This window comes from Pseudomonas sp. NPDC087342, from assembly GCF_044744265.1.
In the GTDB taxonomy this organism is placed as follows: Bacteria; Pseudomonadota; Gammaproteobacteria; order Pseudomonadales; family Pseudomonadaceae; genus Aquipseudomonas; species Aquipseudomonas nunensis.
In genome coordinates this window covers 64,749-77,628 of record NZ_JBIUXZ010000014.1, presented here as the reverse complement: position 1 = coordinate 77,628, position 12,880 = coordinate 64,749, and the positions used below count along the sequence as shown (strand labels likewise).

Annotated in this window: 11 protein-coding genes; all 11 read right to left on the bottom strand. The window is 59.4% G+C overall.

The features are described 5' to 3' along the window. Nucleotides 1-23 precede the first annotated feature (23 nt). Nucleotides 24-914, bottom strand: a complete 891-nt coding sequence (motD, locus tag ACIOYV_RS23070; protein WP_401327302.1) for a flagellar motor protein MotD — start codon at nucleotides 912-914, stop codon at nucleotides 24-26. A gap of 15 nt (nucleotides 915-929) precedes the next feature. Further along, complete coding sequence (locus ACIOYV_RS23065) at nucleotides 930-1,670, bottom strand: flagellar motor protein (RefSeq protein WP_054049369.1); 741 nt, start codon at nucleotides 1,668-1,670, stop codon at nucleotides 930-932. Continuing rightward, a complete protein-coding gene (locus ACIOYV_RS23060) occupies nucleotides 1,670-2,815 on the bottom strand; it encodes a chemotaxis response regulator protein-glutamate methylesterase (RefSeq protein WP_401327299.1) in 1,146 nt (381 codons plus the stop codon). Before ACIOYV_RS23060 ends, ACIOYV_RS23065 begins: the two co-directional genes overlap by 1 nt. 49 nt (nucleotides 2,816-2,864) lie before the next feature. Further along, nucleotides 2,865-5,117, bottom strand: a complete 2,253-nt coding sequence (locus ACIOYV_RS23055; RefSeq protein WP_401327296.1) for a chemotaxis protein CheA — start codon at nucleotides 5,115-5,117, stop codon at nucleotides 2,865-2,867. A gap of 53 nt (nucleotides 5,118-5,170) precedes the next feature. After that, the gene (locus tag ACIOYV_RS23050) at nucleotides 5,171-5,959 is read right to left on the bottom strand and encodes a protein phosphatase CheZ (protein WP_054049363.1); all 789 of its coding nucleotides are present in this window, start codon (nucleotides 5,957-5,959) and stop codon (nucleotides 5,171-5,173) included. A gap of 22 nt (nucleotides 5,960-5,981) precedes the next feature. Next, on the bottom strand, nucleotides 5,982-6,353 hold the full coding sequence (locus ACIOYV_RS23045) for a chemotaxis response regulator CheY (protein ID WP_003183998.1): 372 nt from the start codon (nucleotides 6,351-6,353) through the stop codon (nucleotides 5,982-5,984). A 168-nt stretch (nucleotides 6,354-6,521) separates the two neighbouring features. Then, complete coding sequence (gene fliA / locus ACIOYV_RS23040; protein ID WP_054049361.1) at nucleotides 6,522-7,262, bottom strand: RNA polymerase sigma factor FliA; 741 nt, start codon at nucleotides 7,260-7,262, stop codon at nucleotides 6,522-6,524. Beyond that, complete coding sequence (gene fleN, locus ACIOYV_RS23035; RefSeq protein ID WP_003222917.1) at nucleotides 7,259-8,089, bottom strand: flagellar synthesis regulator FleN; 831 nt, start codon at nucleotides 8,087-8,089, stop codon at nucleotides 7,259-7,261. Before fleN ends, fliA begins: the two co-directional genes overlap by 4 nt. Before the next feature lie 116 nt (nucleotides 8,090-8,205). Next, complete coding sequence (gene flhF, locus ACIOYV_RS23030) at nucleotides 8,206-9,540, bottom strand: flagellar biosynthesis protein FlhF (protein ID WP_401327292.1); 1,335 nt, start codon at nucleotides 9,538-9,540, stop codon at nucleotides 8,206-8,208. A gap of 11 nt (nucleotides 9,541-9,551) precedes the next feature. Continuing rightward, on the bottom strand, nucleotides 9,552-11,681 hold the full coding sequence (flhA, locus tag ACIOYV_RS23025) for a flagellar biosynthesis protein FlhA (protein WP_054049358.1): 2,130 nt from the start codon (nucleotides 11,679-11,681) through the stop codon (nucleotides 9,552-9,554). Nucleotides 11,682-12,059: 378 nt separating this feature from the next. Further along, complete coding sequence (locus tag ACIOYV_RS23020; RefSeq protein ID WP_401327289.1) at nucleotides 12,060-12,728, bottom strand: hypothetical protein; 669 nt, start codon at nucleotides 12,726-12,728, stop codon at nucleotides 12,060-12,062. Nucleotides 12,729-12,880: the final 152 nt, after the last annotated feature.

The window sequence follows — 12,880 nt, the reverse complement described above, 5'->3', positions numbered from 1 at the left end:
GATCAGCTCGACCGAGAAATAGCTCAATGTGTTAATGCGGGTGACGGAGAATTGACGGCGCTCTCTCGTCCCGGCGACTTGACCGGGGTCGGTGCAGTTTGTGTGCCAGCACGCTTCAACGCGGCATCCGGTTTCGCATTCGCGGTTCCGGTGCCCGTCAGGCTGCGGCGTACATCGAGATTTCGCGAAACAACCAGTACCACCCGACGGTTGCGCGCGCGGCCTTCAGCAGTGGCGTTATTGGCCACGGGCTGGAACTCACCGTAGCCCACCGACGCCAGGCGCCCGGGGTTCACACCCTGCATCGCCAGCATGCGCACGATGCTTGCCGAACGGGCCGAGGACAGTTCCCAGTTGGTCGGATACTGCGAAGTGCGGATCGGTTGATCGTCGGTAAAGCCTTCGACGTGGATAGGGTTGTCGAACGGCTTCAGGATCCCCGCGACCTTGTCGATGATGTTGAACGCCTTGTCGCTGGGCATCGCATCGCCGCTGGTGAATAACAGGCTGGAGTTGAGTTCGATCTCGACCCACAACTCGTTGCCGCGCACGGTCATCTGATTGGATTTGATCAAGTCGCCGAACGCGGCGCTGATGTCATCGGCAATGCTTTTCAAAGGATCGCTGGCACCGGAGATACCAGCGTCAACCTGCTCACTGTCCTTGACCAGCGGCTTGGCCGGGGTCACGGTCACTGGCCGTTCTTCACCGATCGGGATCGGCTTGAGGGCACGGTCCGAGTCAGTGAACACGCCGATCAACGCTTCCGAGATAACTTTGTACTTGCCTTCGTTGATCGAGGAGATCGAGTACATCACCACGAAAAAGGCGAAGAGCAAGGTGATGAAGTCGGCGTAGGAAACCAGCCAACGTTCATGGTTTACATGTTCTTCAGGTTGCCGGCGACGAGCCATATTCCGTTACTCCCATCAATCCATGAAGCCCTGAAGCTTCAACTCAATAGAGCGAGGGTTTTCACCTTCGGCGATCGACAGAATCCCTTCCAACAACATTTCGCGATAACGCGACTGGCGCAACGCGATGGACTTGAGCTTGGCCGCCACCGGCAGCAACACCAGGTTGGCACTGGCCACGCCGTAGATGGTCGCGACGAATGCCACGGCAATGCCGCTGCCCAGTTGCGACGGGTCGGCCAGGTTGCCCATGACATGGATCAGGCCCATGACCGCACCGATGATGCCGATGGTCGGCGCGTAGCCGCCCATGCTTTCAAAGACTTTGGCCGCTTCGATGTCGCGGCTTTCCTGGGTGTAGAAATCCACTTCCAGGATGCTGCGAATCGCTTCCGGCTCGGCGCCGTCCACCAGCAATTGCAGGCCTTTGCGCGAGTAGTTGTCCGGTTCGGCGTCAGCCACCCCTTCCAGACCGAGCAGGCCTTCCTTGCGGGCGGTAAGGCTCCAGTTCACTACACGATCGACGCCACCGGCCAGATCCACACGCGGTGGAAACAGAATCCAGGCAAGGATCTGCATGGCGCGCTTGAATGCGCTCATCGGCGACTGCAACAGCGCCGCACCGACGGTCCCACCGATCACGATCAACGCCGCCGGGCCGTTAGCCAATGCGCCGAGATGACCGCCTTCAAGGTAGTTGCCACCAATGATGGCGACGAACGCCATGATGATCCCGATAAGGCTCAGTACATCCATCAGATACAAGCCTCGACCAGGTGCTTGCCAATGTCGTCCAGGCTGTAAATCGCGTCCGCGAGGTCAGCTTTGACGATGGCCATCGGCATGCCGTAGATCACGCAACTGGCTTCATCCTGGGCCCAGATCGCACTGCCGCCCTGCTTGAGCAGGCGCGCGCCTTCACGACCGTCGGCGCCCATGCCGGTCAACACGACCGCCAGAACTTTGTCACCGTAGGATTTGGCCGCCGAACCGAACGTGATGTCCACGCACGGTTTGTAGTTCAGACGCTCGTCGCCCGGCAGGATTTTCACCGCGCCACGGCCATCGATCATCATTTGCTTGCCACCCGGTGCCAGCAGCGCCAGGCCAGGACGCAGGATGTCGCCATCCTCGGCTTCCTTGACGTTGATGCGGCACAGCTTGTCGAGGCGTTCGGCAAAGGCCTTGGTGAAGGCTGCCGGCATGTGCTGGATCAGCACGATCGGCGCCGGGAAGTTGGCCGGCAACTGGGTCAAGACCCGTTGCAGCGCAACCGGGCCGCCGGTGGACGTACCGATGGCCACCAGTTTGTAGGCTTTGCGTTTCGGTGCTGGCGACGACGGGCCGGCAGACGCTGGCGCACGGGTCGGCAAAGGTGCCGGAGCCGGACGCGCAGGCGCACTGCTGCCATACGTGCTGCCGTAGCTGCTGGTGCTCGAAGGCGCCGGCGCCGGCGCGGCCACCGGGGCCGGGGTCGGGGCACTGTAGGTATTGGCGCGACGGTTACTGCGCGAAATGCTCAGGATCTTTTCGCACAGCAGTTGCTTGACCTTCTCCGGGTTGCGGGAGATGTCTTCGAAATTCTTCGGCAGGAAATCCACCGCACCGGCATCCAGCGCATCCAGGGTGACCCGGGCGCCTTCGTGCGTCAGCGAGGAGAACATCAAGACCGGAGTCGGGCAGCGCTGCATGATGTGCCGCACCGCCGTGATGCCATCCATCATCGGCATCTCGTAGTCCATGGTGATCACGTCTGGCTTGAGGGCCAGCGCCTGATCAATCGCCTCTTTTCCGTTGGTTGCCGTACCGACAACCTGGATGTTCGGATCCGCTGAAAGAATTTCCGAGACGCGGCGGCGGAAAAACCCCGAATCGTCCACCACCAGGACTTTGACTACCATAAACACTCCGTTAGACGCAGCGGGGCGTTGTCGCCCCGCTGCGGCAGAATCAAATACGCCGTGCGGCGTAACGCTTGAGCATGCTCGGGACATCGAGAATCAGCGCGATGCGGCCGTCACCCGTGATGGTGGCGCCGGACATGCCCGGGGTTCCCTGGAGCATTTTGCCCAATGGCTTGATGACCACTTCTTCCTGGCCCACCAGTTGATCGACGACAAAGCCGATCCGCTGGGTGCCCACCGAAAGGATCACCACATGGCCCTCGCGCTGCTCTTCATGAGCGGCGGAGCTGACCAGCCAGCGTTTGAGGTAGAACAAGGGCAGTGCCTTGTCCCGCACGATCACCACTTCCTGACCGTCCACCACGTTGGTGCGCGACAGGTCGAGGTGGAAGATCTCGTTGACGTTCACCAGCGGGAACGCAAACGCCTGGTTGCCGAGCATGACCATCAGCGTCGGCATGATCGCCAGGGTCAATGGCACCTTGATGACGATCTTCGAGCCTTTGCCCTTGGTCGAGTAGATATTGATGGTGCCGTTGAGCTGGGCGATTTTGGTTTTCACCACGTCCATGCCCACGCCACGACCCGACACATCGGAGATCTCGGTTTTGGTCGAGAAACCCGGTGCGAAGATCAGGTTGAAACAGTCCGACTCGCTGAGACGGTCCGCAGCATCCTTGTCCATCAAACCTTTCTTGACCGCAATACCGCGCAGAACATCGGCATCCATGCCCTTGCCGTCATCAGAGATGGACAGCAGGATGTGGTCGCCTTCCTGTTCGGCAGACAGAATCACCTTGCCGCTGCGAGGCTTGCCCATCGCTTCGCGTTCGCTCGGCTCTTCAATACCGTGGTCGACCGAGTTGCGCACCAAGTGGACCAGCGGGTCGGCCAGGGCCTCGACGAGGTTCTTGTCGAGGTCGGTTTCTTCGCCGACCAGCTCCAGGTTGATCTCTTTCTTGAGCTGGCGAGCCAGGTCGCGAACCAGGCGCGGGAAGCGCCCGAAGACTTTCTTGATCGGTTGCATCCGGGTCTTCATGACCGCGGTTTGCAGGTCGGCCGTGACCACGTCGAGGTTCGACACAGCCTTGGACATGGCTTCGTCGCCGCTGTTGAGGCCCAGACGGACCAAGCGGTTACGCACCAATACCAGTTCGCCGACCATGTTCATGATTTCGTCGAGACGCGCGGTATCAACCCGCACGGTGGTCTCGGCTTCACTGGCCGGTTTTTCCGCTGGCGGCGCAGAAGGCGCGGCGCGAGCCGGTGCCGGTGCAGGCGCTGCGGCCGGTTTCGGCGCTTCAGCTTTAGGCTCGGGCGCTTTGGCCGCCGGTTTCGCGGCAGCCGCAGGTGCCTTGGCGGCAGGCGCTGTAACCACAGTGCCGGTGCCGACTTCGGTGAACTTGCCTTTGCCGTGCAATTCGTCGAGCAGCGATTCGAATTCGTGATCGGAGATCAGATCACCGCCGGCCGCTTTAGCGGTAGGCGCAGCCGGGACCGGTGCCGAAGCAATCGCCGATTCCAGCGCATCCACGGCAAAGTTGCCCTTGCCGTGCAATTGATCGAGCAGTGCTTCGAATTCGTCGTCGGTAATGTCCGAGCTGTCGCCGGCCGCTTTCGGGGCTGCCGGGGTTGCCGGTGCAGCAGGCGCTGCCACCGCATCGACCGCGAACTGGCCTTTGCCGTGCAACTGATCGAGCAACGACTCGAACTCGGCGTCGGTGATTTCGTCGCTGGCCGCGGCATTGCTGCTCGGCGCTGGCGCAGCTACCGGGGCTTCGGCCTGAGCCTTGACGGCGTTCAGCGAGTCCAGCAGTTGTTCGAATTCGTTATCGGTAATGTCGCCCGACTCGCTTTCAGCGGCCGGTTCTTCCACCGCTTCGGCAACCGGGGCTGCTTCGTCGGCGGTTTGCGGCTCGGCCAGACGGGCCAGTGCCGCAAGCAATTCTGGAGTGGCAGCCGTGATCGGGCTGCGTTCGCGGACTTCGGTGAACATGCCGTTCACCGCATCCAGCGCTTCGAGAACCACGTCCATCAGTTCCGAGTCGACGCGTCGTTCACCCTTGCGCAGGATGTCGAACACGTTCTCGGCGATGTGACAGCACTCCACCAGCTCATTGAGCTGGAGGAAGCCGGCGCCCCCTTTTACAGTGTGAAAACCGCGAAAAATTGCATTGAGCAAGTCCGCATCATCTGGTCGGCTTTCCAGCTCGACCAGCTGTTCGGACAGTTGCTCTAGAATCTCGCCGGCCTCAACCAGGAAATCCTGAAGGATCTCTTCATCGGCGCCGAAGCTCATTAAGGGGGTGCTCCCAAGGTCTAAAAACCTAAAAAACCTAAAATGCTAAAACTCTAAAATCCTAGGCTGGATAACAAATCGTCCACATCGTCCTGACCGGACACAACGTCTTCTCTTTTATCGGCATGAATCTGCGGACCTTCACCCTGAGAGAGATGTTTTTGCGGATCTTTTTCAGCAAGCATCGCTTCACGGTCATGTTCGATACCCGCAAAGCGGTCTACCTGGCTGGCCATGAGCACGAGCTTGAGCAGGTTGCTTTCAACTTCGGTGACCAATTGGGTCACGCGCTTGATCACTTGACCGGTGAGGTCCTGGTAATCCTGAGCCAGCAGAATGTCGTTCAGGTTGCTCGACACCACGCGATTTTCTTCGCTGCTGCGTGTCAGGAAACCGTCGACCCGCCGGGCCAGCTCACGGAACTCTTCAGCCCCGACTTCGCGACGCATGAAGCGTCCCCAGTCAGTGCTCAAGGCCTGGGCTTCCTGGCTCAGGCCATTGACCAGCGGCGTGGCGTTTTCCACCAGGTCCATGGTGCGGTTGGCAGCGGCCTCGGTCAGCTTGACCACATAACCCAGACGCTCGGTGGCATCCGTGATCTGCGAGACTTCCTCGGCTTGCGGCATGTTCGGGTCAATCTGGAAATTGACGATCGCGCTATGCAGCTCACGAGTGAGCTTGCCCACTTCCTGATACAGGCCGCGGTCACGGGTCTGGTTGAGCTCATGGATCAGTTGCACAGCGTCGCCGAACCTGCCTTTTTCAAGGCTTTCGACCAGTTCGACCGCATGTTTTTTCAGGGTCGATTCAAAATCGCCCTGTGAAGATTCGTTATGCTCCATAGCTCCCCCGTGGCGCAGTTGCTCAACCGATGCGTTCGAAAATCTTTTCGATTTTTTCTTTCAACGCCTGGGCCGTGAAGGGTTTGACCACATAGCCGTTAACACCGGCCTGGGCCGCTTCGATGATCTGCTCGCGCTTGGCTTCAGCGGTCACCATCAGCACTGGCAAGTGCTTGAGTTTTTCATCGGCGCGCACGTGGCGCAGCAGGTCGATGCCGGTCATGCCAGGCATGTTCCAGTCTGTTACCAGAAAGTCGATGCTGCCGCTGTTGAGAACCGGAATGGCAGTGGTGCCATCGTCAGCCTCGACCGTGTTGGTGAACCCAAGGTCACGCAACAGGTTTTTAATGATCCGCCGCATCGTTGAGAAGTCATCAACGATGAGGATTTTCATGTTCTTGTCCAATTCGACCTCCAAGCAGTCTTAAACGCGCCCAGCACCTGGACGCGCCATTTCAATCAATCCGGCAAAGCACTCAAATGACTGTCTGGAGCACAACAGATCGAGACCGCTGCAGTTCAACACCACACCAGCCTCGTTCGCAGTGTCCCCACACTGCCTTCAGCGCGCTCGCCACTCCCCCAAACGCCCCCGCAAGCGGGCCGCGCACTGGCTGTGTAACTGGCTGACACGCGATTCGCTGACACCCAGGACCTCACCGATTTCCTTGAGGTTCAGCTCTTCGTCGTAGTACAGCGCCAACACCAGTCGCTCACGCTCCGGCAAATTGGCAATCGCGTCCGCCAATGCAGCCTGGAAACGTTCATCTTCCAGATCGCGCGACGGCTCCATATGAGCACTGGCGCCATCCTCGTGCAGCCCTTCGTGTTCGCCGTCCTGCAACAGGTCGTCGAAACTGAAGAGGCGGCTGCCCAAGGTATCGTTCAAAATCCCGTAATAATCGTCGAGACTCAATTGGAGTTCGGCCGCAACCTCGTGATCTTTAGCGTCACGGCCGGTTTTAGCTTCAATCGAGCGAATTGCGTCGCTGACCATACGGGTATTGCGGTGGACCGAACGTGGTGCCCAGTCCCCCTTGCGTACTTCATCGAGCATCGCGCCACGGATTCGAATGCCCGCGTACGTTTCGAAACTCGCGCCTTTGCTGGCGTCATATTTGGTCGACACTTCAAGCAGGCCAATCATCCCGGCCTGGATCAGGTCTTCCACCTGGACACTGGCCGGCAAACGCGCCAGCAAGTGGTAAGCAATGCGTTTAACCAGTGGCGCATAACGCTCGATCAGCTCGTATTGCGAATCACGCGCCGATTTCTTGTAGAGGTTGTAGCCACTGGCTGTCATAGGACGGGTCCTGCGGTCTGTTGCACGAGACGCTCGACGAAAAATTCCAGGTGCCCGCGCGGGTTGGCCGGCAGCGGCCAGGTGTCGACTTTCTGGGCAATCGCCTTGAAGGCCAGGGCGCACTTGGAGCGCGGGAAGGCTTCGTAGACAGCACGTTGCTTCTGCACGGCCTTGCGCACGCTTTCGTCATAAGGCACAGCACCGACGTATTGTAAGGCGACGTCGAGGAAGCGGTCCGTGACCTTGGTCAACTTGGCGAACAGGTTGCGACCTTCTTGCGGGCTCTGGGCCATGTTGGCCAGGACGCGGAAGCGGTTCATGCCGTAGTCGCGGTTGAGCAATTTGATCAGGGCGTAGGCATCGGTAATCGACGTCGGCTCGTCACACACCACCAGCAACACTTCCTGGGCTGCGCGAACAAAACTGACTACCGAGTCACCAATACCCGCAGCGGTGTCGATCACCAATACGTCGAGGTTATCGCCGATATCGCTGAAAGCCTGGATCAGGCCGGCGTGTTGGGCCGGGCTCAGATGCACCATGCTCTGAGTGCCGGACGCGGCCGGCACGATGCGGATACCGCCGGGGCCTTGCAACAGAACGTCGCGCAGCTCGCAGCGGCCTTCGATCACGTCGGCCAGGGTACGTTTGGGCGTCAGTCCCAGCAGAACGTCGACGTTCGCCAGACCCAGATCGGCGTCCAGCAGCATGACGCGCCGGCCAAGCTCTGCTAGAGCCAGGGACAAGTTCACTGACACGTTAGTCTTCCCGACGCCACCTTTGCCGCCGGTCACCGCGATCACCTGTACGGGATGCATGCTGCCCATGTTATTTCTTTACCTTGTCTTGCATAGACGGAGGCCACATTACTGGCTGCGCGTTCATCAACTGAACAATGCATGGCAGACCATCGATGTAGGTACAAAAACTGTTCATTAGTACCTCAGCCAACCTGCTTGGTCGGGCTGTGGTAAATATCAGCGAACATGTCAGCCATGGCTTCTTCGCTGGGTTCTTCCTGCATTTGCACGCTGACCGCGCGACTGACCAACTGGTGACGCCGCGGCAGATGCAAATCATCTGGAATCCGTGGGCCATCGGTGAGGTAAGCCACCGGCAATTCATGACTGATGGCCAGGCTCAACACCTCGCCCAGACTCGCCGTCTCATCCAGTTTAGTCAGGATGCAGCCGGCCAGCCCACACCGCTTGTAGCTGTGATAAGCAGCGGTTAGAACCTGTTTCTGGCTGGTGGTTGCCAAGACCAGATAATTTTTCGATTTGATCCCGCGACCGGCCAGGCTTTCGAGCTGCATGCGCAGTGCCGGATCGCTGGCCTGAAGGCCTGCGGTATCGATCAGAATCACACGCTTGCGCAGCAACGGGTCCAGCGCCTGCACCAGGGACTGGCCCGGATCGACGTGGGTCACCGACACATTAAGAATGCGACCCAGCGTCTTGAGTTGTTCCTGAGCGCCGATGCGGTAGCTGTCCATGCTCACCAGCGCGATGCTCTGCGCGCCGTACTTGAGCACATAACGCGCCGCAAGCTTGGCCAGCGTGGTGGTCTTGCCCATGCCGGCTGGGCCGACCATCGCAATCACGCCGCCCTCTTCCAGTGGCTCGACTTCCGGTGTGGCGATCATCCGCGCCAGGTGCGCCAGCAACATGCGCCAGGCCTGACGGGGTTCTTCAATATCGGTAATCAGCGCCAGCAGGTCGCGGGACAACGGGCCGGACAAGCCGATGCGTTGCAGGCGACGCCACAGGTTGGCCTGGGCCGGACGGCTGCCTTGCAGCTGATTCCAGGCCAGCGAGCCGAGTTGCACTTCCATCAATTCGCGCAGGCTGTTGAGCTCGAAACGCATCGAGTCGAAAGCCCGTGGGTCAACACCGCCGGCGGCTGGCGCAGGGGTCGGCGCTGCACGACGAGGTTCGGAATACGTGGGTTCGATCAGCGGCTCGGCGGCGGTCAACGGCAGGCCGGCGAACAACTGGCGATTGGTGGTCTTGTCGCCGTTGGTCTCGCCTTCACCACGCAGGCTCAGTTCGGCCTGGGCAGTGACGATGCGCGACTGGGTCTTGCGCAGCTCATCCTCGAGTTCCATGTTCGGAACACGCGGGGCCAGCGCCGACAGTTTGTAATCCAGGGCAGCCGTCAGCTCCACACCGCCGGCGATCCGGCGGTTGCCAATAATGGCCGCGTCAGCGCCCAGCTCATCACGAACCAGTTTCATGGCCTGACGCATATCGGCGGCGAAAAAACGCTTAACTTGCATAAACCACTACCTCAGCCGTTGGGCCCTACTGTCGCAACGATGGTCACTTGCTTGTTGTCAGGGATTTCCTGATACGCCAACACGTGCAAACCCGGGACTGCCAGCCTGCCGAAACGCGACAACATCGCACGAACCGGACCGGCTACCAGCAGAATCACCGGTTGACCTTGCATCTCTTGACGCTGTGCCGCATCGATCAACGAGCGTTGCAGCTTCTCTGCCATGCTTGGCTCCAGCAGAACGCCCTCTTCCGAGCCTTGTCCTGCCTTCTGAAGACTATTGAGCAATATTTGTTCCAACCTTGGCTCCAAGGTGATAACTGGCAGCTCCGACTCAGTCCCTACAATGCTTTGGACGATTGCGCGGCTTACGCCGACGCGCACAGCGGCCACCAGCGCGGCAGTATCTTGACTCTTGCTGGCGTTGTTGGCGATGGCCTCGGCAATGCTGCGAATGTCGCGAACCGGCACTTGTTCGGCGAGCAACGCCTGCAAGACCTTGAGCAGTTGCGACAGCGACACCACGCCCGGCACCAGCTCTTCAGCCAGTTTCGGCGAGCTTTTGGCCAGCAATTGCATGAGTTGCTGCACTTCTTCGTGGCCAATCAGCTCACTGGAGTGCTTGTACAGAATCTGGTTCAAGTGGGTTGCCACCACCGTACTGGCATCCACCACGGTGTAGCCGAGGGACTGCGCCTGGGCGCGCTGGCTGATTTCGATCCAGACCGCCTCCAGGCCAAAAGCCGGATCTTTGGCGGTAATGCCGTTCAGCGTGCCGTAGACCTGGCCGGGGTTGATCGCCAGCTCGCGATCCGGGTAAATCTCGGCTTCAGCGAGGATCACGCCCATCAGGGTCAAGCGATAGGCGCTCGGCGCCAGGTCGAGGTTGTCACGAATGTGCACAGTCGGCATCAGGAAGCCCAGGTCCTGGGACAGCTTCTTGCGCACGCCCTTGATCCGCGCCAGCAACTGACCACCCTGGTTACGATCCACCAGCGGAATCAGGCGATAGCCGACTTCCAGGCCGATCATGTCGATCGGGGTCACGTCATCCCAGCCAAGTTCCTTGGTTTCCTGGGCGCGGGCCGGGGATGGCAGCAGCTCTTGTTGACGCTTGACCTCTTGCAGGGCCTGGACCTTGACCACGCTCTGCTTCTTCCAGAACAGGTACGCGCCGCCGCCCGCCAGGGCCGCCATGCTGAGAAAGGAGAAGTGCGGCATGCCGGGCACCAGGCCCATGACTGCCATCAAACCTGCCGCTACCGCCAACGCTTTGGGCGAGGCGAACATCTGGCGACCGATCTGCTTGCCCATGTCTTCCGAGCCGGAAGCACGGGTCACCATGATCGCCGCTGCTGTAGATAACAACAGTGATGGCAATTGCGCCACCAAACCGTCACCGATGGTCAACAGCGCGTAAACCCGACCGGCATCGCCGAAGGTCATGCCGTGCTGGAAGATACCGACCGCCATGCCGCCGATCAGGTTGATGAACAGAATCAGCAGGCCGGCGATGGCGTCACCGCGCACGAATTTGCTGGCACCGTCCATGGAACCGTAGAACTCGGCTTCCTGGGCGACTTCCATGCGGCGCAATTTGGCTTGGTTTTGATCGATCAGGCCGGCGTTGAGGTCGGCGTCGATGGCCATTTGTTTGCCGGGCATCGCATCGAGGGTGAAGCGCGCGCTCACCTCGGAAATCCGCCCGGCACCCTTGGTCACTACGACGAAGTTGATGATCATCAAAATCGCGAAGACCACGATACCGACCACGTAGTTACCGCCGATCACCACCTCACCGAAGGCCTGGATCACCTTACCTGCTGCGGCGTGACCTTCCTGACCGTGGAGCATTACCACCCGCGTGGAGGCCACGTTCAGCGCCAGGCGCATCAGTGTCGCCACCAGCAGGATGGTCGGGAAAACCGCGAAATCCAGTGGCCGCAAGGCGTAGACGCAGACCAGCAGCACGACGATCGACAAGGCGATGTTGAACGTGAAGAACACGTCCAGCAGGAACGGCGGCACTGGCAACATCATCATGGCCAGCATGACCAGCAGCAACAGCGGCACACCCAGATTGCCCCGACTCAAGTCGGCGACGTTTGTGCGAGCACTGTTGATTAACTGAGAGCGATCCACCGGTTTTCCCCGTTCCTTTAAAGCAAACTTTTGACGCCTGAAGCAGACGCAGAGCGGCTACTGCAAGAAGCCTTCCAACTTTTGCGGGGTTCGGAAATAGAGGTTGATCGCTCCCACGCTCTGCCTGGGAATGCAGCCAGGGACGCTCTGCGTCCCATCAAAAGCCGAACGCGGAGCGTCCGAAGAGGCATTCCCACGCAGAGCGTGGGAACGATCTTAAACAGCGGTATTCAAGCGAAATTTCCAGACATTTGCTCGCCCTACACAATCCCTTGTGGGAGCGAGCCTGCTCGCGAAGGGCCATCAGTTTCAACATCAATGTTGACTGACAGACCGCTTTCGCGAGCAGGCTCGCTCCCACAGGGTAAAACCGGCCAATCACTCCGCCGCCAGAATCTGCCCAGGCAATATTTCGCCGAAACTGAGTTCACGGCCCTTCATGTACCGTGTGCCCCTGTACATGCTCTGGCCCTCAACCTCAACGAGGTCCTCTTGGGCATACATGAAAATCGCCATTGTTGTTGGTGCCACGTCGGTCAGCAGCGTATCGCCTTGCAGCAAATTGAGCGCCCATTGGAAGCGAATAATTGGCAGGTCGGCGGTATCGATCTGGCGTGCCGGGTCTTCCCATCGAAAGTCGGTCTGCGCGGTGATTCGCAACTTTCCGTCTACACGTGTGAATTCAGGCTTGCTGTAACGCTGCTCCAGCCCGAGCCCGCCGTTTGACCACTGATCCATGTAGTAGCCGGGGCTTGTGAACACGTCGAACAGCGCCTTGTTGTCCCGAATGTCACCAGCGGCGCCGAAAAAATAGTTATAGGAGTAATGGTAGGCCAGCCCGTCCAGCTCTGGCCGAATGGCGTTGATCGGATTGTCCAGATACCCCGGAATATAAACATTCGCCATTTGCACAAAGTGGGTGAAGTCGAGGCTCATATCGAAGGTAACCGAGTAGCTGATGGTTCGCTCACCGGCATTTCTCTTCAGCTCTCCCTCAACGAATGCCAGCTCCATCCCTTGCAGTTTTCTATATTCGCGTACGGTCATGACTTGCCCCTCTCAACCTTGAATGGTGTTCATTCATGACATCGTTTGAGGGGCGACTCGTCTACTGTCAGAACTAACAGGTGCGTGGGCTTTTCGGACAGTCGGGAGGTTGCTGGAAGATCACAGCGCCCCCATGAAATGCGATTCCCTGT